General features: G+C 38.6%; 24 protein-coding genes. 18 read left to right on the top strand and 6 right to left on the bottom strand.

Translation table 11 applies throughout. The annotated features are described in order from the left end of the window. Window positions 1-45: 45 nt before the first annotated feature. Window positions 46-1,224, bottom strand: coding sequence for a sugar transporter (locus SAR02S_RS02300; protein ID WP_041956523.1), 1,179 nt, complete (start codon window positions 1,222-1,224; stop codon window positions 46-48). Between the two features lie 137 nt (window positions 1,225-1,361). Between SAR02S_RS02300 and SAR02S_RS02305 the strand changes: the two genes are divergently transcribed. The 10 genes from SAR02S_RS02305 to SAR02S_RS02350 all read left to right on the top strand — a co-directional run bounded on the left by SAR02S_RS02305 (window position 1,362) and on the right by SAR02S_RS02350 (window position 14,412). Continuing rightward, entirely contained in the window at window positions 1,362-1,763 is a 402-nt protein-coding gene (locus tag SAR02S_RS02305) for a YchJ family protein (RefSeq protein ID WP_041956524.1), read from the top strand. A 3-nt stretch (window positions 1,764-1,766) separates the two neighbouring features. Further along, window positions 1,767-2,423 carry a Crp/Fnr family transcriptional regulator gene (locus SAR02S_RS02310; RefSeq protein ID WP_041956525.1) on the top strand — a complete coding sequence of 219 codons (657 nt, stop codon included), beginning with the start codon at window positions 1,767-1,769 and terminating at the stop codon, window positions 2,421-2,423. Window positions 2,424-2,501: 78 nt separating this feature from the next. Then, window positions 2,502-2,930, top strand: coding sequence for an Hsp20/alpha crystallin family protein (locus SAR02S_RS02315; RefSeq protein WP_041956526.1), 429 nt, complete (start codon window positions 2,502-2,504; stop codon window positions 2,928-2,930). Between the two features lie 107 nt (window positions 2,931-3,037). Continuing rightward, window positions 3,038-5,341 (top strand): diguanylate cyclase, encoded by a 2,304-nt coding sequence (locus SAR02S_RS02320; protein ID WP_052433505.1) that lies wholly within the window; start codon window positions 3,038-3,040, stop codon window positions 5,339-5,341. 54 nt (window positions 5,342-5,395) lie between these two features. After that, window positions 5,396-6,214 (top strand): prolipoprotein diacylglyceryl transferase, encoded by an 819-nt coding sequence (gene lgt / locus SAR02S_RS02325; protein ID WP_041956527.1) that lies wholly within the window; start codon window positions 5,396-5,398, stop codon window positions 6,212-6,214. A gap of 187 nt (window positions 6,215-6,401) precedes the next feature. Further along, window positions 6,402-7,184: a fumarate reductase cytochrome b subunit gene (locus SAR02S_RS02330; RefSeq protein WP_041956528.1), complete on the top strand. Its 783-nt coding sequence runs from the start codon at window positions 6,402-6,404 to the stop codon at window positions 7,182-7,184. 2 nt (window positions 7,185-7,186) lie between these two features. Then, window positions 7,187-9,172, top strand: a complete 1,986-nt coding sequence (locus SAR02S_RS02335; RefSeq protein ID WP_041956529.1) for a fumarate reductase flavoprotein subunit — start codon at window positions 7,187-7,189, stop codon at window positions 9,170-9,172. Then, the gene (locus SAR02S_RS02340; protein WP_041956530.1) at window positions 9,169-9,888 is read left to right on the top strand and encodes a fumarate reductase iron-sulfur subunit; all 720 of its coding nucleotides are present in this window, start codon (window positions 9,169-9,171) and stop codon (window positions 9,886-9,888) included. The genes SAR02S_RS02335 and SAR02S_RS02340 overlap by 4 nt, the downstream gene beginning before the upstream one ends. Before the next feature lie 130 nt (window positions 9,889-10,018). Further along, window positions 10,019-12,391 (top strand): dynamin family protein, encoded by a 2,373-nt coding sequence (locus SAR02S_RS02345; RefSeq protein ID WP_041956532.1) that lies wholly within the window; start codon window positions 10,019-10,021, stop codon window positions 12,389-12,391. Next, complete coding sequence (locus tag SAR02S_RS02350) at window positions 12,388-14,412, top strand: dynamin family protein (protein WP_041956534.1); 2,025 nt, start codon at window positions 12,388-12,390, stop codon at window positions 14,410-14,412. The genes SAR02S_RS02345 and SAR02S_RS02350 overlap by 4 nt, the downstream gene beginning before the upstream one ends. A 14-nt stretch (window positions 14,413-14,426) precedes the next feature. Here the strand turns inward: SAR02S_RS02350 and SAR02S_RS02355 are convergent, their stop codons facing one another. From SAR02S_RS02355 to panB, 3 genes are read right to left on the bottom strand one after another with little or no spacing between them, the layout of a single operon-like run. Beyond that, window positions 14,427-15,467 carry an AI-2E family transporter gene (locus SAR02S_RS02355; protein ID WP_041956536.1) on the bottom strand — a complete coding sequence of 347 codons (1,041 nt, stop codon included), beginning with the start codon at window positions 15,465-15,467 and terminating at the stop codon, window positions 14,427-14,429. After that, window positions 15,464-16,486, bottom strand: coding sequence for a Holliday junction branch migration DNA helicase RuvB (gene ruvB, locus SAR02S_RS02360; protein ID WP_041956539.1), 1,023 nt, complete (start codon window positions 16,484-16,486; stop codon window positions 15,464-15,466). The genes SAR02S_RS02355 and ruvB overlap by 4 nt, the downstream gene beginning before the upstream one ends. Before the next feature lie 5 nt (window positions 16,487-16,491). Further along, window positions 16,492-17,280, bottom strand: a complete 789-nt coding sequence (gene panB, locus SAR02S_RS02365) for a 3-methyl-2-oxobutanoate hydroxymethyltransferase (RefSeq protein WP_041956541.1) — start codon at window positions 17,278-17,280, stop codon at window positions 16,492-16,494. Between the two features lie 88 nt (window positions 17,281-17,368). Between panB and SAR02S_RS02370 the strand changes: the two genes are divergently transcribed. Beyond that, window positions 17,369-17,779 carry an Hpt domain-containing protein gene (locus SAR02S_RS02370; protein WP_041956544.1) on the top strand — a complete coding sequence of 137 codons (411 nt, stop codon included), beginning with the start codon at window positions 17,369-17,371 and terminating at the stop codon, window positions 17,777-17,779. After that, entirely contained in the window at window positions 17,776-18,516 is a 741-nt protein-coding gene (gene trpA / locus SAR02S_RS02375; protein ID WP_041956546.1) for a tryptophan synthase subunit alpha, read from the top strand. The genes SAR02S_RS02370 and trpA overlap by 4 nt, the downstream gene beginning before the upstream one ends. A 32-nt stretch (window positions 18,517-18,548) precedes the next feature. Here trpA and SAR02S_RS02380 read toward each other — a convergent pair whose 3' ends face one another. Both SAR02S_RS02380 and SAR02S_RS02385 read right to left on the bottom strand, forming a co-directional pair. After that, entirely contained in the window at window positions 18,549-19,151 is a 603-nt protein-coding gene (locus SAR02S_RS02380; protein WP_041957254.1) for a Tgt2/MlaC family protein, read from the bottom strand. Between the two features lie 4 nt (window positions 19,152-19,155). After that, a complete protein-coding gene (locus SAR02S_RS02385) occupies window positions 19,156-19,902 on the bottom strand; it encodes an MlaA family lipoprotein (protein WP_041957255.1) in 747 nt (248 codons plus the stop codon). A gap of 228 nt (window positions 19,903-20,130) precedes the next feature. Between SAR02S_RS02385 and rpsB the strand changes: the two genes are divergently transcribed. Genes rpsB through gmk form a run of 6 tightly spaced genes read left to right on the top strand, consistent with a single transcriptional unit; the run spans window position 20,131 to window position 25,581 of the window. After that, window positions 20,131-20,922, top strand: coding sequence for a 30S ribosomal protein S2 (gene rpsB / locus SAR02S_RS02390; RefSeq protein ID WP_041956548.1), 792 nt, complete (start codon window positions 20,131-20,133; stop codon window positions 20,920-20,922). Then, window positions 20,922-21,989: a translation elongation factor Ts gene (gene tsf, locus SAR02S_RS02395; RefSeq protein ID WP_041956550.1), complete on the top strand. Its 1,068-nt coding sequence runs from the start codon at window positions 20,922-20,924 to the stop codon at window positions 21,987-21,989. Before rpsB ends, tsf begins: the two co-directional genes overlap by 1 nt. A 58-nt stretch (window positions 21,990-22,047) precedes the next feature. Continuing rightward, window positions 22,048-22,692, top strand: a complete 645-nt coding sequence (locus tag SAR02S_RS02400) for an ABC transporter ATP-binding protein (RefSeq protein ID WP_041956552.1) — start codon at window positions 22,048-22,050, stop codon at window positions 22,690-22,692. Between the two features lies 1 nt (window position 22,693). Continuing rightward, a complete protein-coding gene (gene fliR, locus SAR02S_RS02405; RefSeq protein ID WP_084218431.1) occupies window positions 22,694-23,467 on the top strand; it encodes a flagellar biosynthetic protein FliR in 774 nt (257 codons plus the stop codon). Between the two features lie 60 nt (window positions 23,468-23,527). Next, the gene (locus SAR02S_RS02410) at window positions 23,528-24,964 is read left to right on the top strand and encodes a hypothetical protein (RefSeq protein WP_041956554.1); all 1,437 of its coding nucleotides are present in this window, start codon (window positions 23,528-23,530) and stop codon (window positions 24,962-24,964) included. Window positions 24,965-24,966: 2 nt separating this feature from the next. Further along, window positions 24,967-25,581 carry a guanylate kinase gene (gene gmk, locus SAR02S_RS02415; RefSeq protein WP_041956555.1) on the top strand — a complete coding sequence of 205 codons (615 nt, stop codon included), beginning with the start codon at window positions 24,967-24,969 and terminating at the stop codon, window positions 25,579-25,581. Window positions 25,582-25,648 lie beyond the last annotated feature (67 nt).

A 25,648-nucleotide genomic window follows, 5' to 3' on the forward strand; every position in this document is an offset into this window, starting at 1 on the left:
TTTTGCGGGGTTTAACTTAATATTCAATTCTTTACATGTAAACCTCTAATTTCGGATCAAAAGATACCTCTTCCAAATCCAAATCGCCAACACAAGCGCCACACTTCCAAACAAAGCTCCGAACATCCCCACGTTTGCCATTGAACTCTGAGATATAACCAAACTTCCCACAAAAGCGCCCCCGCCAATGCCAATGTTATAAATGCCCGAATAAAGGGACATTGCAACATCGGTGGCATCAGGGGTGAGTTCTAAAACGGTGACTTGAAGAATGAGGCTAATGAGACAAATCGCAATGCCCCAAAGAAGGCACAAAAGACTAAAGGGAATGGTGTGTGGTGCAAGTGGGAGCATCAAAAGTAACGATAAGATGAGTGCTCCAAGTGAACTTACGATGATCGTAAAGGGGTATTTGTGTTTGAAATGCGCAAAAATCGTACTGCCAAGCATTCCTGCAATACCGAAAATAAAGAGCGTTACGGTTGCAAAGTCAGCACTTAAAAAGGCGATTTGTTGCACGAACGGCTCGATGTACGAGTAGGCTGTAAAATGCGCAGTAATCGCTAAAGCGGTTAAAAGATAAACGCCCATAAGCGCAGGTCGTTTGATCAAAAGCGGTAAGCTTTTTAGAGAACCTGCATTGACACTGGGAAGTTGTGGTAAAAGTTTCATGAGAAAAAACATCATCGCAAAGGCGACTAAAGCGATGCAGGCAAAGGTTGTACGCCAGCCCAAACTCTGACCGATGAGGCGACCAAGAGGCAAACCCAAAACGATGGCAAGGGATGTGCCTGTCGCTAGAATGCCAAGGGCGCGTGTTTTTTTACCTTGTGGGGCTAAGCGGTAAGCCAGTGAAGCGGTTATCGACCAAAAGATGGCATGAGAAAACGCTATACCAATGCGTGAGAACATCAAAATCCAAAAATTCCATGCGAGGACAGAGAGTATATGGCTAGCAATAAAAAAAGAAAATAAAAGCAGAAGTAATTTTCGGCGTTCCATATCTTTGGTAAGAAGCATCAATGGTAACGATGTTGTGGCTACGACCCACGCATAAACGGTCATCATAAGCCCAGTCTGAGCTTCGCTAATGTTAAAATCACTCGCGATGTCAGTGAGTAAGCTAATAGGAGCGAATTCGGTGGTGTTAAAAATAAATGCTGAAATAGTGAGACAAACGACTGGAAGCCATGGTTTCCATGAGAAAAAAAGCGAAGCAAACATACTAAAAAAGCCTTTTGGTAAATGAGCGGTTATTGTAGCCAAACACTCACTAGAAGCAGTTGAAAGGGTGCAATTGCAGAGGGGATTTAACGAAATATTTGTATAATAATCGCTTACATGTAATCAAAAGAGGACGAATGAAAGAAGAAAATCTCTGCCCTTGTGGTAGTGAAAAAACCTATGAAGCGTGTTGTGAGCCGTACCATAAACATCATAATGCTCCAACTGCCGTTGCATTGATGCGTTCACGCTACGCTGCGTATGTATTTGGATTGGTGGATTATCTGTTTGAAACCACGCATCCAAGCCATCGTGCAAAAAATCTCAAAGAGGATATTGCCTTTACATGTAAAGGTTTAGCCTGGACAGAACTTGAAGTTTTAGAGACGTGGCAAGGTGGAGAAAAGGATAAAGTAGGCAAAGTCTCTTTTCGTGCTTCATTTGTGCAAAATGGTGCGAAAGGTTTGCATGAAGAGCATTCACGGTTTAAGCGATTTGGTAAAGCGTGGATGTATGTCGATGGCGAAGTCAAAGGTTAGGTTATGTACGCACTTGACGTTATACAGCAAGAACTCAAAGACGACATAGAGCATTTTGGTCGTGTGGTGCATGTTAAAAAGGGTGAAATTCTGATGCGCCCTGAAGAGTGCATGGAACACTTTTTTGTCATCTTAGAAGGGCGTGTCAAAATCTCGCAGATCAACTTTGAAAATGGCAAAGAGCAGATACTTTATCTACTCACCAAAGGTGATATGTACGACATCATTACCCTTTTAGATGCCAAAGTGCATGAAAATGTGGCGATGGCGCTCGATGATGTGACACTTCTTGTTTTTCCCATTGAGCTTTTTCGTGAGTGGATCGAAACAAAGCCTTCCTTTAACAAACTCTTCTTACCGTATGTTGCGAAACAGCTCCGTGATGTTGAAACCTTGGCAGCAGATTTATCGCTTTATGACACTACTACACGCTTGGTGAAGTTGATCGCTAAAAACATTGAAAAACAAGGAGATAAGCAGACACTCAAACTTATCAATAATCTTTCGCATGAAGAGCTAGCAAGCCTTGTGGGCACAGTACGAAAAGTGCTCAATCGCAATTTACAATCGTTAAAAAAGCAAGGGCTTATTGATGTCAAACGCAAAGAGATTTTCATAAAAGACTCTCAAAACTTGCTTGAACATCTTCCTGAAGAGTAGCCATTTTATGCCACTTAAGTGGCAGACAAACGTTTTTACATGTAATAAACTTCTCCCATAAAATTTAAGGAGTTTAACATGTTAGTTACACGATTTAATCCGTATAAAGAGCTTAAAGAGTTGGAGAACAGGCTGTTCAATTATTATCCTGCTGAAAGTGATGAAAGTGGCATCTCAGCGTTCAAACCTACTGTGAGTACACGTGAGGGCGAATTTGCTTACCATGTTGAAATTGACCTTCCTGGTGTTAAAAAAGAGGACATCAGCATCGATGTTAAAGATAATCAAATCGTCATTTCAGGAGAGCGAAGTTTTAAAGAAGAGCGACAAGAGAAAGACTACTACAAAGTTGAAAGCAGTTACGGTAAGTTCCAACGCAGTTTTGCATTGCCTGAAAATGTTGATGTTGAAAATATCGAAGCAAGTAGCCAAGATGGTGTGCTTGAAGTCGTGCTTCCAAAACTGAAAGTTGAAAAAAGCGAAGTGAAAAAAATCCAAGTCAAATAAAAAGACTTTGAGGCAAGGGTAAACTCTTGCCTCTGCTGATATGCGGTAGATTCCTTTTCCTAATTTACGCTACAATCTTCTTTAATAATCGGGGCAAAGGAAGTTTCTTGAGACGCTTGTGGGAATCTACACTCTTACCATGGGTTTTCTTATTCTTAGGGGTAGCATTCTCCTTGTTTATTGCATGGAAAAGCGCTCTTTGGATTAAAGAGACAGAACAGATTCGCTTTCAAGCCGCTTCAAATCATATATCAAGTTTAATTCAAAAAGAGCTCAGAGCACATATTCAACTCTTACGCAGTGCCGCAGCTTTTATGAATGCTTCTGACGATGTATCGCGTGAGGAGTGGAAACATTATGCCCTTTCAAACCATATCAATGAGCAGTTTTTAGGTTTTCGTGCATTTGGTTATGCACCTTTAATTCAACCCCATAATCGTCTCAAACATGAAGAAAGCGTTCGTGAAGAAGGGTTTTCTCACTACACTGTTTTCCAAATCAATGCCTCATCAAATTCTGCACTCTTCCCCGTAACCTATATAGAGCCTTTATCTGAATTAAATGAAAAAGCCTTTGGATTAGATTTGGCTTCTGAGGGCATACGAAAAGAGGCATTGTATCAATCTTTGATGCGAGCAGATGCGACACTCTCTTCTAAAATTGATTTGCTTCAAAAATACATTACCGACCATCAAGCTGGCTTTCTGATCTTTTTCCCTTTATACCAATCACGAGAAATTCCATCTTCAGAAGAAGAGCGTTTGAAGGATGTAAAAGGGGTTGTTTATGTCGCTATTGATTCTAAAAAAATGTTTGAACAACTCTTACAAAGTAATTATATTTTAGTTGATTTTGAAATTTACGATGGAACTGTACCTTTAGCGCAAAACCTTCTTTATAATTCCAATCCTGATCTGATTGAGCCAAGATTAAGCCAGTATACCTCTTTGGAAATTTACGGAAAGACATGGACGATTCATTTTAAAGCCAAAGATGTGTTAGAAATGAGCAACAGTCATTACTTTCCATGGTTCCGAATGATTTTTGGTCTGCTTTTATTTAGTTTACTGAGCGGATTGATTTATGTGCTTCAGCATACACGAAAAAAAGCATATGCAATAGCCGATGAAAAGACAAAACTTCTTGCTCAGTCCGAGGCTGAAATCCGCTCCATTTTTCAGACAATGCAAGAGGGTGTGGTGGTTTTGAACGATCAAGGCATCGTTGCAGAGTGTAATTTGGCTGCACAAGAGATGTTGAAGGTTGCTAAAAGTGACATTGTTGGTAAAGTGGGTAGCGATACTAAATGGAATGCTGTTCATGAAGATGGTTCGGTGTTTGACATAGAAGAGCGTCCCTCTTTTAAAGCATTTCATACGGGAGTAGCACAAAATAATGTCATTATGGGAATTAGGCGAGAAGATGGTTCTCTTTTGTGGGTTCAAACGAATGCTCAGCCCATTTTTTCGGATGATTTTGACAAAATTACATCGGTGTTGATTACGTTTAGTGATATTACTGCGTATCGTAAATCAAAACATGAACTTGAAAAATACCTTCAAATTATTGATACGCATGTGATTACTTCGAGTACAGATTTGAAGGGGATTATAACGGATGTAAGTGAGGCATTTTGTAAGATTTCAGGGTATACAAAAGAAGAACTTATTGGGAAAAGCCACAATATCGTCAGATACCCAGATATGCCTATAACTCTTTATCAAGAGATGTGGAGTACGTTGAAAAAAGGTATTTCGTGGAGTGGGGAGATCAAAAACAGACGTAAAGATGGATCTGTTTATTGGATGGAAACGATTATTGAACCTCGGTACAATGAAGAGTATTATTTAGTAGGGTACACTGCCATTCGACATGATATTACCGATAAAAAAAGAGTTGAAGAACTTTCTATTACCGATCGTTTGACAGGCTTGTATAATCGTCTTAAACTCGATGAACTCTTTGCCTATTACCTGAGTATTGCCAAACGTCATCAGACACCTCTTTCGATTTTACTCCTTGATATTGATAAATTCAAATCGGTTAATGACACGTATGGGCATCAAGTAGGCGATAGTGTATTGCAAGAGATAGCAAAGCTTTTAAAGGCAAATGTCCGCTTGGAAGATGCTGTAGGAAGATGGGGTGGAGAAGAATTTTTGATTCTTCTTCCAAGTAGTAATGTTGAAGAGGCACATTTATTGGCAGAGAAACTTCGTGCTGTCATTGAAGGAGAAGATTTTGCGTATGCAGGGAGTCGTACAGCCAGTTTTGGTGTGGCAACGTATCATTTAAATGATGATGAAACAAGTATGGTTGCACGAGTGGATGAGTCACTTTACCGTGCAAAAGAGAATGGTCGCAACCGTGTTGAAGTAGAGGTATATGCGTGCAATCTACCTTCTTCCTAAACTCTCTCTTAATGTAAACGCAGTAGAATATCTTTTTTACATGTAAGGATTTGAATGCTTTTTTGGAATAATATTTACAGCCAATTTGACCCTGTTGCTTTTAAATTAGGACCTATTGCCGTTCATTGGTATGGGCTTATGTATATGCTTGCCCTTCTTGGAGCGCTTTATGCTGCAAAATGGTTTGTCAAACGTGACAATCTTGGCTTTACGAATCAAATTTTAGAGAGTTATTTTATTTGGATTGAAATTGGTATTGTTTTGGGTGCACGCATTGGTTACATTCTTTTCTACGATCCGCATGTGGATTATTACCTCTCCAATCCGTGGCAGATGTTTAATCCTTTTATGGATGGTACGTTTGTGGGCATTCGTGGTATGAGTTATCATGGTGCAATTATTGGATTTTTTCTTGGTACTTGGTTTTTCTATCTCAAACATAAAATCAATGTTTGGAGACTTCTTGATGTGGTAGCCCTAAGCGTTCCTGTGGGTTACATCTTTGGACGCATAGGTAATTTTCTCAACCAAGAACTTTTCGGCAGACCAACCGATGTGGCATGGGGTATCTATGTTGATGGTGTGCTTCGTCACCCTTCGCAACTCTATGAAGCACTCTTAGAGGGATTGATGGTTTTTGTGGTACTCTATTTTTACCGAAACTTTAAAAAATACGATGGTGAGCTCATCGCACTTTATGGCTTTTTCTACTCTTTGGGACGTTTTATTGCAGAATTTTGGAGAGAACCAGACTTTCAAATCGGTTTTGTGTACGGTGAATGGATGAGTAAAGGTCAAGCGCTTTCTATCCTTATGATAATTGCTTCTTTACTCCTCTATGGCTTCATCATCAAACGGGGTAAACGGGGATAAAAAATCCCTTTTAAATCCCCTTTCGTATATTATAATTTCAACTAATATGTACAAAATAACATAGTTGTGATGTGTTTAAACTTCTTCTAAATGCCTTTAAAATGGACTTTGTTAGAGATTGACATTCATAAGTGTGTTATCTTGCACATTTATGAGTGTTTATAAAACTTCACAAAAAGGATAAAATGTGAGTGACCTACTTGAAGGTTTTCTAGGTACGAGCGTTGAGGGAAAAAAGAGTAGAGTTCCTGCAAAATTGGACTATGTTCAAAGTGCAACAGGACTATTCTTAGGTTTGTTTATGTGGGGACATATGTTCTTTGTATCAACTATTTTGATCAGCAAAGACTTTATGTACACAATAACAAAAATGTTTGAAGGCAGTTTGTTCCTAAGCGAACCACAGCCTATAATCGTTTCTGCAATTGTATTGTTTGTATTTGCAGTCTTTATTGTACATGCAATGCTCGGTATGAGAAAATTGCCTATTACATTTAGACAATATCAAGCATACAAAACACACATGGGCATGATGAAACATGATGATACGACTATGTGGTTTACACAAGCGTTCACAGGTTTTGCAATGTTCTTCCTTGGTTCTGCTCACCTCTTTACAATGGCGGTTCAAGCAGATAAAATTGGACCATTCGGTTCAGCAGATAGAATGTACAGCGAATTTATGTGGCCATTTTATCTTCTTCTTCTTCTAGCAGTTGAATTCCACGGTGGTATCGGCCTTTATCGTCTTTGTGTTAAATGGGGATGGTTTGAAGGTGAACACGCAAAAGATTCTCGTAAAAATCTTAAAAAAGTTAAATGGGCTGTGACTGTATTTTTCTTAGCACTTGGTCTTTTAACACTTGCTGCGTATGTCAAAATCGGTTACGAGCACAGAAATAATGTTGGTGAAGCGTATAAACCAACGGCACAAGTAGAAGCAAGATATGATGTGAAGGTTAGGGCGTAAAAATGAACGTAAAATATTGTGATGCACTGGTAATCGGTGGTGGTTTAGCAGGTCTTAGAGCGGCGATTGCAACGCAATCTAAAGGTCTTAGCACAACAGTTTTAAGTCTTTGTCCAGTTAAGAGATCTCACTCTGCTGCGGCACAAGGTGGTATGCAAGCAAGTCTTGGTAACTCAAAAATGAGTAGAGGTGACAACGAAGATGTTCACTTTGCTGATACTGTAAAAGGTAGTGACTGGGGTTGTGACCAAGAAGTTGCACGTATGTTCGTTACCGTTGCTCCTAAAGCTATCCGTGAGTTAGCTGGTTGGGGTGTGCCTTGGACAAGAATTGCTAAAGGTAGCAGAGAAGCTATCATTAATGCTGAGAGAACGACTATCGTTGAAGACGAAGAAGTACATGGTTATATCCACTCTCGTGACTTTGGTGGTACTAAAAAATGGAGAACCTGTTATACAGCGGATGCTACAGGCCATACCATGCTTTTTGGTGTTGCGAACGAAGCGTTGAAACTTGACGTAAATATTGAAGATAGAAAAGAAGCGATTGCGCTTATTCATGAAAACAACCGTTGTTACGGTGCGATTGTAAGAGATCTAGTAACTGGCGAGCTTTGGGCTTACGTTGCTAAAGGTACTTTGATTGCAACAGGCGGTTACGGTAGACTTTACAAACAAACAACCAATGCGGTTATTTGTGATGGTATTGGTGCTGCTATTGCTCTTGAGACAGGTGTTGCGACACTTGGTAACATGGAAGCAGTACAATTCCACCCAACCCCAATTGTTCCTTCAGGTATCCTTTTAACAGAAGGCTGTAGAGGTGATGGTGGTCTATTACGTGACGTTGATGGTCATAGATTTATGCCAGACTACGAGCCAGAGAAAAAAGAACTTGCAAGTCGTGACGTTGTAAGTCGTCGTATGATGGAACACATCCGTAAAGGTAAAGGTGTTAAATCTCCATATGGCGAGCACTTGTGGTTAGATATCTCTATTCTTGGTCGTGCACATATTGAGCGAAACCTAAGAGATGTACAAGAAATTTGTCAAATCTTTAACGGTATCGATCCTGCGGATGAAGGTCCAAAAGGCTGGGCACCAGTTCTTCCAATGCAACACTACTCAATGGGTGGTATTAGAACAAAAGCAACCGGTGAGTCTCCAACACTTTCAGGTCTCTTCTCTGCTGGTGAAGCTGCTTGTTGGGATATGCACGGATTTAACCGCCTTGGTGGTAACTCTGTAAGTGAAACCGTTGTTGCTGGTATGATCGTTGGTGATTATTTTGCTGACTATTGTTTAGCAAATGAAGTGAATGTTAACACTGCAACGATTGAAAAAGCAATTAAAAAACAAAAAGAATTCATTGATCATTTGTTGACTAACAAAGGTAAATATAATATCTTTGAAATCAAAAACAGAATGAGAGATATTATGTGGGAAAAAGTTGCAATTTTCCGTGATGGCAAAGGTCTTGCTGAAGCGGTTAATGAACTTGAAGAACTTCTCAAAAAATCTCATGATGTTAATGTTAAATCTAAAACAGCATCTGCAAACCCAGAACTTGAAGAAGCATACCGTGTTCCTATGATGCTTAAACTTGCTCTTTGTGTAGCAGTTGGTGCAAGAGATAGAACAGAGAGTCGTGGTGCTCACTATAGAGAAGACTTCCTTAAACGTGATGATCTTAACTGGTTAAGCCGTACACTAACTTCATGGAAAGAGGGTTCTACTCTTCCAACAGTTACGTATGAACCACTTGACATTATGAAAATGGAAATTCCACCAGCATTCCGTGGTTACGGTGTTAAAGGAAATATTATCGAGCATCCTGTTAGTGCACAAAGACAAGAGGTTGTTGATAAAATTCGTGAAGAGATGGAAGCAGCAGGCAAAGACAGACATGAGATCCAAGATGCGCTTATGCCATTTGAGCTTCAACCATATTATAAAGCTAAAAATGAGAGATTTGGAGATGCAAAATGAGTAGAACTATTACCATAAGGGCTATGAAATATAACCCACAATCAAAACTTTCTAAAGCGCATTTTGCAGAGTACAAACTTGAAGAAACAGACGGTATGACACTGTTTATCGCGCTTACAAAAATTCGCGAGACAATGGACGCTGACCTTTCTTTTGACTTTGTATGCCGTGCAGGTATCTGCGGAAGTTGTGGTATGATGGTTAATGGAACTCCTAGACTTGCATGCCGTACTTTGACAAAAGATTTTAAAGATGGTGTTATTCAATTAATGCCTATGCCAGCATTCAAACTTATCAAAGATCTTTCTGTTGATACAGGTAACTGGATGAATGGTATGAGTAAACGTGTTGAGAGTTGGATTCACACAAACCACAAACCTGACATTTCTAAACTTGAAGCGCCTATGGAGCCAAAATTGGCTGATGAGACCTTTGAGCTTGATCGTTGTATCGAATGTGGTATCTGTGTTGCAGCATGTGGTACAAAATTGATGAGACCAAACTTTATTGGTGCCGTTGGTTTGAACCGTGTTGCTCGTTTTGCAATGGATCCACACGATGAAAGAACCGATGAAGACTTCTATGAGCTTGTCGGTGATGATGATGGAATCTTTGGATGTATGAGTCTTGTTGCGTGCGAAGACAACTGTCCAAAACACTTACCACTTCAATCAAAAATTGCTTATATGAGAAGAAAGCTAGTCGCTCTCAAATAAGTTTGCCTTTTTTCTAAGGGATAAGACACTTGTCTTATCCCTTGCCTTAATCTTGACATTTAGTCTTGCTTTTTTGTTTCTCTTATAAGAAATATTGATATAATCAAAAAAACTTTAAAGATAGTATCCCATGCATGTCATCAATGATTTTTTCTTACTCATTTGGGGTGAGAGGTTAAGCCAACACGCTGTTTTCGATGAAAAACATAAAACCCTCCTCGATCAAACCCTATCAACTGCTTTTGATAACTTCTGTGATGGTGTCGCCATCTTGCTTATCACAAGCCCTCAGAATTTTGCCAATATGGCAACCCTTGAAGAACCTAAAACTGCTTTAAATACACTGTTTCAACAATCAACCTTTAGTAAAGAAACCATACAATATGCTCAAAGCCAACTGCTTGGCTATCTGCTATTTCTTGGCAATTTACAGATCAATCATGCGATTCTTAAACGCTTAGAACTTTTAAAAAAAGAGGGGATTATCTCCTATGACACTGTACGTTCCTTAGGCAGTATTCTCGGTCTTATTGAAGAGAAAAAAATCGAAGTGGCATCTTTACATGTAAAGAGTGCAACAACACAAGAAAATTACTACAAAACAGCACTTCATAGGCTTTTAACTGCCATTGAAAATCTAAAACTTGCAGTTGAATCTCCACGCTTAAGTGAGCGTTTACATGTAATCCCTGAACGCTTAGAAAATCAACGTTTTTCCATCGGTATTACAGGCGTTATGAACGCGGGTAAATCTACCATGCTCAATGCGCTTTTAGGCCAAGAGGTTTTAGGCACTTCCGTTGTTCCAGAGACCGCAAACCTAACACTTATAAAATACGCTAAAAATCCTTACGCCGTTGTCAACTTTTGGAATGCCAAAGAGTGGAGCAAGATCGAGGAGGGTGCTAAAAGCCTTAAAAGTTTAGAGATTTTTGTTAAAGAGAGTCGTGAGCATTTTGGTGAAAAATTTAGTACATTAGTAACGCCAAAAGGTGAAAGTGAGTCCATTTCAGTCGAAGATTTAGCACTTTACACTTCCGCAAAACATTCCGATAAAAAATGCAATCTCGTCAAAAGTGTTGAACTCTACACCGATCTTAAATTTGTCCAAGATGGCGTCCAAATCGTGGATACGCCAGGCCTTGATGACCCTGTGGTTCAGCGTGAAGAGATTACCCTTGAATACTTAAGCGAATGCGATTTGATGATCCATCTGATGAACGCAGCACAAGCAGCAACACAAAAAGATGTAGATTTCATCATTGATGCTTTGTTATACCGCAATGTGGCGCGTTTACTAATCGTCATTACACGTATCGATGCGATTAAAGAGAAAGAGCTTGCGGAGGTCATCGCCTATACCAAACGAAGCATCGAAGCACGTCTAAAAGAGCAAAACAAGGGTGCAAAACTCGATGAGATTATTGCCAAAATTGTCTTTATCCCAATTGCAGGAAAACTGGCTCTGATGCATAAATTGGGTCAAGCAGATGAAGCTCTTGCCCTTGGTTATGATATGGAGCGCACAGGTTTACCTCTGGTGGAAGCATACCTTGAAGATGTTCTTTTTGGTGCAAACAGTCAAAAAGCCAATCTCATTATCTCTGCCAATTGTAAAGAGATTGAATCTGTCATTAGCGAATCCATGACATCGTTTGAGCAAGAACTTCACTTCTTAAATATTTCGCATGAAGAGATCGAACAAGCATACGCCAAAAATCAAGAAGAAAAAAAGGTGATGGCAAGCTTTTTGGAGCAAATCAAAATCAGTATCGCTCAAAATAAAGAAGAGATGCAACACTACTTTAGCACCCTTCAAAAATTTGCAAACAATCGCCTCGATACACTTCAAAATGTTGTGAAAAGGCGAATTACAGACGATGTAAGTTATGAATTTAGTAAAAATAAAAAAGCACCCAAAGAAGAACGCATCGGCTCTATTATTGAAACGGCAATCAAAGATGGCATGGTCGATCTTGTTCGTGACTACCGCTACGAATTTCAAAAAAAGATGCAAAGTTCCTTAGAGTATATGGATGCAAAGTATGGTGAGTTTAAAAGTGATGCGGGAGCACATCATTTTGATGCTAGAGCTTTTTGTGAAGAGCATTTAGGCTCACTTTTGATTTTTAAAAATAGCACGGTGATTATTGCTGGTGTGAATGATGCTATTAAAAAATACGGTAAAAATGACCTTAGTACACTTTCATCACTGCTTGATACACTTTTTGGTACAGAATTTTCAGGTATCAAAGAGATGCTTGGCGAAAAACTGCAGAAAGTTAACCAAGAGCTTTTAGGCTCATTTGTAAGCCTCTGTGAAGCACCTGCTCGTCTCATAGAAGAAAGGTTCAGTGCTGAAGAAGAGTTGATTGAACGTGCAATGCATCAGATGAAAGATGCAACACTTAACCGTGAGGCGCGCATTTTAGAGATCAAAGAAAAAGAGCGTGTGATGGGTATAGTACTCAATGATTTAAGTGCAACAAAGGAGCCAAAATGAGTCTACTAGAGAGTTTTGTCGCTTCGTATAAAGAGCACTTTTTAAAAGTGGTACCCCAGTTTGATGCAACGCTTTTAGGCGCACTTAAAAAAGTACAGTATGTGCTTCTTGCAGAACACCAACTTCCGTCTATCCAACTTAAAAAAGCACTTGATCGTCTTCAAATGCGTTCAGAAGAGCCGATGAAAGTCGCCATCACAGGGCAATTTTCAAGTGGAAAATCAACGTTTCTCAACGCTCTTTTAGCCAAAAGTATTTTACCAACAGGTATCACGCCTGTAACGTCCAAAGTCAATTACATTCGCTATGGCGAAGAGTTTAAGATTCGTGTGCGCTACAAAGATGGCAGAGATGAGTACCATGACATCAACACAATTGCTCATTTTACAGATCAGAGAGAACATGTCGAAGATATTGCGTATCTTGTATTGTATGCCCCACTCAACATTCTCAAAGACGTTGTATTTGTCGATACTCCAGGTCTTAACTCACAAGCCGCAACCGATACGCAAACGACCGAGAAAGTACTCAAAGAGGTCGATGGTATTATCTGGTTGACACTTATCGACAATGCAGGAAAAATGAGTGAGCTTCAAGTTTTGGAAGAGTACCTTGGTAAGTACCAAAACAAATCGCTTTGCGTACTCAATCAAAAAGATAAATTTACGCCACAACAAATCGAAGAGACGACCAACTATGTTAAAACAGCGTTTAAAGAGTTTTTTAGCGATGTCATTCCTATCTCGGCACGTCAAGCTTTAGAATCACGCAGCCATGACAAAAAAGTGATGATGGAAGAGAAGCTTGATGAGTTTATGCATGATTTACATGTAAAGCTTCAAAGCGGTGGAGAGAAGCTAGATTTTGCTGGTGTTGAGCACGATTTTAAAGCGTATCAAGCCACGCTTGATTCTATTTTGCAAAGTGACTTGGGTGCAAATCTCAAACTCTTGGAAGAGTCAAACATCGACAAAGTTTTAGATTTCATTCGTAACGAAATTCAGCCTAAATCAACACAATCCAAAGAGTTTGCTATTACCAAAGAGATTAAAGATATTTCTACCAAACTTATTGCGCAACATCAGCTGTTCTTAGCCATTTACGATGAGCTTTTAGACGAAATTGTACGTTTTGAAGCCGAAGCTAAAAATCTTTTTTCTGAGCTTAAAGGTAAGTTCTCACATGATCTTAAAAGTGCATTTATGCGTATTGAGCAAATTATTGAAACCATCGCTGATGCCATTTACAATCAAATCACAACCGAAAAACAGATTCGTTATGAAGCGCAAAAAGCAGGGCTTTTTAGTAAGCATGCAACCTACATGCCCTTTGAGTACCAAGCGCCTAAAATTAACTCCGATCTTATTTATAAAAGTCTTTTTTATGAAGAGAATCTCATCGGTAAGATGTTTAAACAGTACGTACGAAATCTTCTCTCCATTCAAAATGAAGTCAACGATAAAAACCGTTTGGTGTACCGCTCACTCGAGCAGGGCATTTTAAAATGGCAAACACCGTATGAGGTAATCCGTAAAAATGAAGAGCTTCACTCTGATATTGAATTTGCCAATATGCGTCGTTTTGCTTCTAAGGCGTACGAGAGCATCTTAAAGCCTTTTAACGATGAGATTGCAAACTCCTACGCGAAGATCAGCTCTGAGTTTAACCATCTTTCCAGTGCAGTGAGTTTTAACTACCAAAATGCAACCGAAGTGTGTGTAGCGTTTTTGGAAAACAAGATCGAAAAGTCGGCAAAACTCTACGAAGAAAATCCAACAAAATTTTCACTCTATGTACCCAAGCTTGATGAGATTAAAGAGCGTCTTCGAACATCGTTTCATCTCTATGAGCTTGAAAATATGATGAATACAAAAAATACGTTTCTCAATAAAGATTATGACCGCTTGATCAGCCAATTTACAGCGATTAAAGAAGAAAAAGTAGCGTTTTTAGAAGAGCGAAAAGCAAGACATTTCCGAATGATTGAGACGATTGAAAGTCTCTTAAAAGAGGTTGGCTAAAAAGCCAAACCTCTTTACATGTAATGTTTTTCTTTGAGTAGTTTGTAGAGCTTAAGAAGTGAAATAAAGAGCGTTGTAATCGCAGGTCCTAGTATCATTCCCCAAAAACCAAACGTTGTAAGTCCCGCAAAAATAGCGAAGAAAATCAAAAGCTCGTTGACATTGGTTGGTGTTTTGACCATCTTGTCATTGATGTACTTGATGATGAGTGGTTTGATAAAGGTGTCTGCAATGATGGAAATCACCACAATCGAATAAGTCGCGATAATAATCGCCGTGGTTGTATTGCCATGTGCTACTTCAATTGCACAGAGTGGAATCCACATAAGCGCTCCTCCAATAACAGGAATGAGCGATGCAAAACCGTAAAAAATCCCCAGTAAAAGCCCATCATAGCCAAAGTACATACCGATGAATGAGAACAGCGCACCTTGAAAAATGGCGCTGAGCAAAATGGAGTAGAAAACCACACTCATCACATTGGTTACTTCAGAAAAAACGATGTTTACCTCTTTGGCATCAATGGGCATCACGCTTTTAAAATAATCCACTAAATCTTTACCATTCAGAAGTGCAAAAAAGAAAAAGACAACAATCAGAAGCATATCTTTTAAAAAGCCAGCACTATTTTTACCGATAGATCCAAGATAAGAAAGAGCCGTGCTTGAGAGCTGAGCGATGTTCAGTGAGTTGATGAAATCATCCAAAGGTGCTTGCATAAAAGCCAGAGGTGCAGGCAGTTGGTAATCAAGGGTATGCAGATACGCTTGAACGCGCTCAATCATTGAAAAATCAAAATTGTTCACAATGCTACCAACCGAAGTGATAGTATAGACGATAGGACCAAAGAGAAGCAAGGAAAGAAGCATTGTGGATAAAACAGCTGCAAGATGCCTATTTTTAGTGAGCCCATGGAGTTTGAGGTTGAGATTGTATGTAGCCATTGCGAGCAGAGATGCAATAGCAATAATCATCAAAAAAGGCTGATAAAGTTTAATAATTGAAAAGAGAACGGCTAAGAAAATAGCCGTTAAAAAAAAGCGATGTTCATTCATACATTATCCTCAAAGAGTGTGCTTTGTAATACTGGTGGTGTGAGACGAAAAAGCTCATACGTTTTAGTTGTTGCAATTCTTCCGCGTGCTGTTCGTTCAATGTAACTGTTCGCAAGCAAGTAAGGCTCAATGACATCTTCAATGGTTCCTTCATCTTCGCTAAGTGCTGCGGCGATGGTACTCAAACCTAAAGGGCGACCTTTACTTTGCAGTAAAAGCTCAAGGTACTTGATGTCGAGTTCATCAAAACCAAGGTCGTTGACACCCAGCTCATTTAAGCCATATTGTGCGCGCTCAATGCTAATAGTCTCTTCATCCACCACGTCGGCATAATCACGAATTCGTTTTAAAAGACGAAGCGCAATTCTAGGAGTCCCACGTGAACGTCTTGCCATTTCGCTTGCCGCATCTTGAAGACAGATTTTCTCCAGTTTATGCGACGCTTTGGTGATAATAAGTGAAAGCTCATCTTTGGTGTAAAACTGTAGGCGAAAGTGCATACCAAAACGATCACGCAATGGCGAGCTAATCATACCTGCACGTGTCGTAGCGCCAATAAGCGTAAAACGAGGCAAGTCAATCTTGATCGTTTGTGCCGCAGGGCCAGAGCCGATGATGATGTCAAGGCGAAAATCTTCCATGGCAGGGTAGAGTATCTCTTCAATCGCAGGAGAAAGCCTGTGAATCTCATCGATGAAGAGAATGTCTCCTTCTTGAAGATTGGTTAAGATCGCTGCCAAATCACCACTTTTTTCGATCATCGGAGCGGCGGTTATTTTCATATTGGAGCGCATTTCATTGGAGATGATATGCGCTAAAGTCGTCTTACCAAGACCAGGAGGTCCAAAAAAGAGAATGTGGTCTAAACATTCTGAGCGTTTTTGTGCCGCTTGGATGAAAACTTGCAAGTTCTTTTTGATTTTCTCTTGTCCAATGTAGTCCTCAAATGAAGTCGGGCGTAAGCTTTTTTCATACTCATTTTCAAAGGAGATTTTTTCGATTTCGACGATGCGTTCCATCACACTCACTTTGTGTAGGTGTAAGGAGCTTCGGGAAAACTTCGCTCTTGCACCTCTTTGACATACGCATCAACGGCATTTTGAACCAGTGTGGCTCCTTCTAAATAGCGTTTTACAAATTTAGGTTGAAATGCTTGGAAAAAACCTAGCATGTCACTCCACACCAAAACTTGACCATCAGTATATTTTCCAGCGCCTATACCAATGGTTGGAATTGAGATCGCTTCAGAAATACGACGTGCGGCTTCTTCAACAACACCTTCGATGACTACACTAAATGCACCTGCTTCCTCGACAGCTTTAGCATCTTCGATCAATGCAAGTATATCTTCTTCGCTGCGTCCACGTACTTTATAACCACCTTCTGAACGTACATACTGAGGCATAAGTCCAATGTGCCCCATAACAGCAATAGAGTTTTGGGTCAGTGCCCTAATAATATGAGCCCGACTCACACCACCTTCGATTTTAACAGCATGTGCATTGGTTTGGCTGTATACAAGCGAGGCATTATGCAATGCCATCTTTTCATCCGTATACGTACCAAAAGGCATATCGCAAACGATAAAGGTCTCTTTAGCACCTGCACACACTGCTTTAGTGTGGTACAACATTACTTCTATGCTGGCTGAAAGTGTATCTGGCTTGGCATTGAAACTCATATTAAGGCTATCGCCAACAAGAATGATGTCAACTCTTTGATCGAACAAAGAAGCAAAAAGTGCATCATAAGCTGTAATGACAGTAAGGGGTGTTTGTCCCTTGTGTTGTTTAATAGATGTAATTGTTTTCATGGAGGAATTATACCCTCTTTTTTTACATCTAAGACAAGGATAATTTATAAAAAACATGGTACAATGAGCAACTTCGGAGGTAAGCAACATGGGTGTTTTGGCACAATTGGAAGTTGATTTTGACATCGAAATTGTAGGAGACTTTATCTCTCACTATGCCATTATGTGTGAAAATATGGAGCCTCTGATTATTGGGCTCGGTAGAAAAGAGCGTTATCCTGAAAATATTGGAGATCTTTTTCGCATTTTTCACAATATGAAATCAGCCGCAGGATTTTTAAAACTCGATCCTATTATAAAATTGGCGGTATTGTGCGAAGATATTGTTGAAGAAGCACGTGTATTGCAAGGCCCTGCAAGCGAAGAGTTTATTGATTGGTTGCTTCTTGTAAGCGATCAGTTTGAAAAATACCGAAAAGATGTCGAAAATGACGCGCCATTTTTCACGGTTCTAAATCCCTTAATTATAAAAGTACCTCATACGTTGGAGAAAGAGTGAAGCAATTAGTTGCCTATATTACGGCGGGTTTTCCCGATAAAAATTTTTCATTAGATTTAGTCTCTGCCCTCAAAGAGTCAGGTGTGGACAAGCTAGAGCTGGGTATTCCTTTCTCAGACCCAGTTGCCGATGGCCCTATCATTGAGGTTGCTAACTTACATGCACTACAGAATGGTTTTAAGATGGAGACACTTTTTGAAATCTCCTCAATAGTCGCTCCTCAAATTGATACCTATTGGATGGGTTATTTTAATCCTTTTTATCACAAAGGTGTCGAAACATTTGCACAAAAAGCAGTACAATTTGGTGTGAAAGGGTTTATTATTCCTGACCTTCCGCATGAAGAAGCGACTCCTTATGTTCCTTTAATGGATCAGTACAACCTTTCGCTTATCAGTTTTGTAGCACCAACGGATAGTAAAGAGCGTATAGCCAAAGTGGTTAAAGATGCCAAAGGATTTATCTATTTAGTAGCGTATGCAGGTATTACGGGAGCACATGCGAGTGAAGATCTAACGAAAACTATTCAAGCGATTAAAGAGAAGAGTAACACACCTTTGTTTGTAGGTTTTGGGGTGAATGAAAAAACAGCAAAAGAGCGTGCTCGTGGCGTTGATGGTGTTATTGTGGGAAGTGCTTTTGTGGAAGTCTTGCTCAATGAAAATTTAAGTGCAACGGAGAAAATCGCAACCATTGCACAAAAAGCAAAAATTATTAAAGAAAAAATTAACGCATAATCTATTCATTCATACAGTGGCACTTTTAGGTGTCACTGTTTCTTTTGTGTTGGTTCATCTGGTTGTCTGAGTTTTTCAAGAAGTTTTTCAAAAGGCTCTTTTGCCAAAATATCTGCAAATTGCGTACGATACGCTTGAATAATACTTACTCCTAAAACATCAACATCATAAATCATCCAGCTATTATTTTTATCTCTGTAAAATTTATAAATGATCTCATACACTTCACTGTTTTTCATCAGGTGAGTGGTCAAGTGAATACGTGCATCTTTTATTTTTTCCAAATTTTTAATAACAATCTTCTCATCCGTATAAAGATCGAGTTTTTCCATATACGATATTTTGAGCTTTTGCTCAAAGAGTTTGGTGAATTCAGTTTGCTTAGAAGATGAAAGTGATGCCCACTGTTTCCCTCCAATGGCAAGTTGTGACATCAAAGTATAATCAAAGATAGAATCAAAAATCACAAAAAGTTTCTCTGATCTTTCAGGTTTTTGAAGTTTTTTATCACGCAAAATAGTGGTTGCAAGATCAATATTGTTTTGCATATAAGTCGAGATATCATGTTCTTCTATGGCTACGAGAGAATGTGAACATAAGAATGTTAAGAACACTAAGGCAAGAATTCGTTTCATGGTATTATTCACTTATGAGTTTATTTCTTCTTGTTTCGTAAAAATTACGCAAGAAAGGATAGAGTTCGATGGCATCTTTTTTAAAGTTATCGTACTCTTTTACATGTAAAGAGGTTTTATTGACGGTATACAGTGCTGTAGTTGCAAGAGATTCTTCTGTACTATCCAGCAAATTTGCATCACGTGCTTTGACGTAATTGATTGGATTAAGCCACATATCACCAGCAAGTCCAGCAATATCACGGACATTTGATGGACCAAATAGTGGAAGAACAACGTGAAAACCATTACCAACGCCATAATACCCAAGTGTTTGTCCTAAATCTTCATCATGTGCTTTAATGCCCAATTCTTCGCCTGCTACATCCCTAAAGCCTAAAATTCCCATGGTTGAGTTGAGTACAAAACGTTCAGTTTCTTCCCAGCTATTGTAAAATTTTAGTTGCAAAAGGTTGTTTACAAAACGGATAGGAAAAAATAGATTATCAAAAAAGTTAGCAATACCATTGCGTGCCATTTGAGGCATGACATAAGCGTAACCTTGTGCTGTTGGCCTGAGAAGGTATTCGTAAAAATTATCGTTAAAGGTTGTCATAATTTCGTTATAACCGCTGAGTGGATCAAAAAGATTTCCATTGTCTTTTGCATTAAACTCCGCTTCAAAATCATCATTGGCATATGAGGTCGTTCCAATATATTCACTTGCGCAAAGGAACGAAAAGCTCAATAAACAGGCTAAGAGTAAACGCAAAATATCACCTCTGTCTTTTTTAAATTTGCGCAATTATAGGCTTTTTTTGATTTAAAGTAAATAAAGGTATGTAAATAGAACTTATATTTAGATTAAAACAAGCAAAATTTAATCTTATTTTGACTATAATCACCGTCCAAATCTCACACACACCAATCCTTATACGGTTGCAGGTAACCCTGTTGATGGGTGTGGAGGCTAAACCAAAAAAAACACAAGGAGCGCTTCATGGTAACCATGAAAGATCTATTAGAATGCGGTGTACACTTCGGACACCAAACAAGACGTTGGAATCCAAAGATGAAAAAGTTCATCTTCGGTGAGAGAAAAAACATCTATATCGTAGATTTACAAAAAACACTACGTTATTTTAGATATACGTACAATGTTGTTAAAGATGCAGCAGCAGAAGGCAAAACAATGCTTTTCGTTGGTACAAAAAAACAAGCAAGTCAAGCGATTAAAGAGTACGCAGAAAAATGCGGTATGCCATATGTTAACCACAGATGGTTAGGCGGAATGCTTACAAACTACCAAACAATCAGACAATCAATTCGTAAACTTGACATCATCGAGAAAATGGAAGAAGATGGACAAATTGACCTTCTTACTAAAAAAGAAGCGTTAATGCTTAGAAGAAAAAAAGAGAAACTTCTTGATTACCTTGGTGGTATCAGAAACATGAAAAACTTACCAGATATGATCTTCGTTATTGATACTGTAAAAGAGAAAATTGCGGTTCAAGAAGCAAGAAGACTTGGAATTACTGTTGTAGCTCCACTTGATACAAACTGTGATCCAGATGTTGTTGATCTTCCAATTCCAGGAAATGATGATGCGATTCGTTCAATTCAACTTTTCTGTAAAGAAATGTGTGAAGCGATGACTGAAGGTTATGAAATCCGCTCAAAAGACGCTCCAGCAGCTGAAGAAGCTTCTGACATTAGTGAAGATGAAAAAAAAGAATTAATTAGTGAAGTAGTGAGTGAAGAAGAATTTGCTGTAGAGGAAGGCGAATAATGGCTGAGATTACCGCTGCTTTAGTAAAAGAATTACGTGAGTCCACTGGGGCTGGTATGATGGATTGCAAAAAAGCACTTGTCGATACCGATGGTGATTTTGAAGCGGCAAAAGACCTTTTAAGAGAAAAAGGTCTTGGTAAAGCGGCTAAAAAAGCTGACAGACTTGCAAGTGAAGGTTTGGTCAATGTATACGTTGACGCAAGCTTGAAAACAGCGACTGTCAGTGAAATCAATGCTGAAACCGACTTCGTTGCAAAAAATGAAGGTTTTATTAATTTAACAAAAGATACAACTTCACATATTCAAACAAGCAATGTTGCAAGTGTTGAAGATTTGATGAAAACAACGATTAATGGTACTATTTTTGAAGAATATTTTGCTACAAAAGTTGCAACTATTGGTGAAAATCTTGTAGTTAGACGTTTTGCATCACTAAAAGCGGGAGCGAATGGTGTTGTAAACGGTTATGTTCACTCAAATGGCCGTGTTGGTGTTCTTATCGCAGCAAGCTGTGATAGTGAAAAAACTGCAGCAGCAGCAGGTGAATTTATCAGAAATCTTTGTATGCATGCAGCAGCGATGAAACCAAGTTTTCTAAGCTACACTGAGCTTGATGCTGAGTTTGTTGAAAAAGAGACGATTGGTATTAAAGCAGACATTGAAAAAGAGAATGAGGAGTTGAAAAGACTTCAAAAACCTCTTAAGCGTATGCCATTGTTTGTTTCTCGCGTACAATTAACAGATGCTGTTTTGGAAAACGCTAGAAAAGAGATGGAAGCAGAACTTAAAGCACAGGGTAAACCTGAGCAAATCTGGGATAAAATTATTCCTGGACAAATTGATCGCTTTATCGCTGACAATACACAGCTTGACCAACAGTACACACTTTTAAGTCAATTCTATGTTATGGATGATAAAAAAACCGTTGCACAAGTTGTTGAAGAAAAAGCAAAAGAGCTTGGTGGTAAAATTGAGCTTGTAGGCTATGTTCGTTTTGAACTTGGTGAAGGCTTAGAGAAAAAAGCATGTGACTTCGCTTCTGAAGTTGCTGAGCAACTTAAATAAATATTAAATTATTTGAGGTGAAGAGGAGACTCTTCACCCCTTCTTTTGAAGGACATTGATGTCTTTACTACACGCACACAATATCTCCCATGCCTTTGACTATCTTCTGTTTGAAAATGTCAATTTTGAATTAGCACCCAAAGAATCAATGGCGATTTTAGGCGTTAGTGGAAGTGGAAAATCAACACTTTTACATATCTGTTCAACACTGCTCCAACCCAATCATGGGGAAGTAATTTTGTGTGATCATAACATTTACAACGATAATGATGACGCAAGATTAAAACTAAGACGTTATGATGTCGGTATCATTTTTCAATCACACTACTTGTTTAAAGGCTTTTTTGCCAATGAAAATGTTGAACTTGCTTCTTTTATCAGTGATAAGCAAATTGATAATGGTATTTTAGAGCGTTTAGGTATTGCAGATTTTATGAACTACCGTGTGGGAGATCTCTCCGGTGGGCAGCAACAGCGCGTCTCCATTGCACGCGTTTTAGCTAAAAAACCTAAAATTATTTTTGCAGATGAGCCAACAGGTAACCTTGATGATAAAACAGCTCAAGAAGTGATGAATGTTTTATTTGAATACATCGAAAAAGAGAATGCAGCGCTTCTTTTAGTGACGCACAATCATCAGTTAGCCAAACAGTGTACTTATGTACGACATCTCCATGTGGATGGACTTAAAGAGGAAGCATAACGTGGAATCACTTGTAAAACTTTTTGGTGAACAACAGGTGATACTCTGTTTCTTGCTATTTGCAAGAATCAGTGGGCTTTTTGCTTTTTTTCCTTTTTTTTCGCACGCAAATATTCCATTAACCATTAAAACTTCGATGACTTTTTTTATGGTTATTTTTTTATTTCCTCTTTTGCCAGCTTTACATGTAACGCCAACTTTACTCAATCTTTCACTCGCAATCGTTGGGGAATTACTGATAGGTTTTGTTGCAGGACTTTTTTTAACCATTACCCTTTCTATTTTGCAAATGGCTGGAATGCAAATTTCCTTTATCATGGGTTTTACCATGGCAAGTGTCATTGATCCCCAAACGAGCTCTTCTATTCCTATATTGTCACAATTGCTTTCAATGATAGGTCTGATGGTTGTTTTAGCATTTAATGGACATCATCAAATGCTTCTGTTTATCGCAGATTCACTGAGCCTTTTGCCACTGGGGAGTTTTTATCCTCAGACTAACATGTTGACTTATTTGCTTAAAGCGATGACTGGAATGTTTGTCTATGGCTTTATCCTTTCCTTTCCCGTAGTTGCCTTTTCTCTACTTTTAGATGTTGTTTTTGGAATGTTGATGAAAACAATGCCACAATTTAATCTTTTGGTGATTGGTTTTCCTATTAAAATTACGGTTTCTTTTGTGGTGCTTATTGCGACACTTAGCTCTATTATGCTGTTATTTAAGAAAGAGTTTATCGAAGCGATGAATCATTTGACTATTCTTTTTGTGCGTTAAAGCAATCATAAATTTTTTTATACTACAATGAGAGCTAATAATTCTCATTCAGGAGTGAGCATGCGCCTGTTACTACTCAATAATAATCCCGCTGTTTCTAGATTGATCAAACTTAGTGCCGAAAAAGCAGGGTATGAGTTAGATGAGTTTGAAGACTATGGCTTAGTGCCGCTTTCTACTTATGATGTCATTTTAGTTGACAATGAACTTTATGATGAGACAGCATTAGCAGAACTGTGTGAAAACATACGATGCGACTATATCATTTATATTTGCCAAAGAGGTGCTAAAAAACCTGACACCGTCAATGTCGCTCTTGAAAAACCGTTTTTACCAACAGATTTTTTAGTGCTTCTTGATAAAGTTAAAAACGTGATTGAAAGTCATAAATCAGAAGACGTAGAGGAAGATTCCACTTCACTGCCATCTTCTCCATCAACAGAAATGGAAGATGCTTTCGATATTGATCAGATTGATACACTGGAAAGCGAAGATGACATGCTCCCAATCAATCTCTTAGAAGAGAATGAAGATGACTTCAAAGAAGATGAAGATGCCAGTGAGAACCTTTCTCTTGAGGATCTTGAATTAGATGACCTAAGTTTGGAGAAAGGCGATGCTTCTTCTGCAGAAGAAGAGAGCTTGAAAAGTGAAACTTCAGTAGAAGATCCATTCTCATTTGATGATTCCGAGCCGTTAGAGGAAGAAGTAGGAAAAGAGGCAGGAACACCTTTTGAAGATTTTGATTTTGAAGAAGAGAGTCACGTTGAATCTTCAGCACATGAATCTGAGTCAGAAGATACGTTGGAAGAGTCTGTAAATCCATCTATTTTAGATAAAGATGATATTAACGAAGTCAAGCAACTTTTAGATGAAAGTGAAGATGAGGACGATGAGAAGGAAATTTCCGAGTTGTCATTGGATGCGTTAGATTTAGATAAAGACGATGAAGCAGGTACGTTCTTTTTTGAAGAAGATGCGTTAAAAGAAGAAGTACCATTAGAAGATGACCCCTTGGGCATAGAGCTTAATGATAGCTCTGATTTAACCTTTGAAGATATTTCTCTTGAGCCAGAAAATCTAGAGGAAGAAGAAGCTATTGCTGAAACTCCAGAAGCACAAGAAGAGATTATAGATGATTTTGCAGAAGAGATTGATGAAAAGATTGAGGAAGAAAAAGAGCAAGCCTTAGAAGAAGAGGAACTTCTTCCAAAAGTTGGTGTTAGTTTTGATAGTTCAGAAATAGATGATATAGACTCGCTTGATGACCTCAATGAAAATATGCTTAAACAAGCGTTTGGTGAAGAAATTGTAGAAGAAGAGATTTCTACGCCAACAGTTCCTGCACAAAAAAATCAAGAAATTGAAGTCATTCGTGATGAGATTGAGAGTAGTATTGCCAGAAGTATCTCAACTTTAGCACAAAGCGATATTTTACGTGAAGCATTAAAAGGAATGCGTCTTAATATTTCTATTACTTTTGATGAAAAAGAGTAATGGTGAAAGGCAATCTTTTAGTGATTTCAGGCCCGAGTGGTTCGGGTAAAAGCTCTTTGATGAAAGAAGTACTTCACGAAATTACGGATTCTTATTTCTCAATTTCCAGTACAACACGTCCTATTCGCGAAGGTGAAATTGATGGTGTCAATTACCATTTTATTTCCAAAGAAGAGTTTGAAAACGATATAGACGCAGGATTTTTCTTGGAATGGGCAAAAGTGCATGACAACTATTATGGCACATCGCTCAAGCCTATTTTAAAAGAGTTGCATGAGGGAAAATTGGTCATTTGTGATATTGATGTGCAAGGACATAAAATTGCACGGGAAAAGTTTGGAAATTTAATTACCTCTGTTTTTCTCACTACTCCTGACCAAAAAAGTCTTCAAAAACGATTGGTTTATCGTGGGACGGATAGTAATGAAGTGATCGAAAAACGTTTAGCTAATGCAGTTTCAGAGATGACACGTATTAGAGAGTATGATTATGTTTTGATAAACGATGATTTTAAAACTGCGTTACATGATTTATTGGCAATTGCTTATGCTTCGCGTAAAAAAATGGAACTAATGGATTTGGGTGAATTTATCAGCGCATGGGCAAATATCGAATAAAAAATCTGCTTCATTTTTTGTTTATAAAAAAATGATACAATAACATATTATTAAGTATACAGTCATC

The sequence above is a fragment of the Sulfurospirillum arsenophilum NBRC 109478 genome (assembly GCF_000813345.1).
In the GTDB taxonomy this organism is placed as follows: Bacteria; Campylobacterota; Campylobacteria; order Campylobacterales; family Sulfurospirillaceae; genus Sulfurospirillum; species Sulfurospirillum arsenophilum.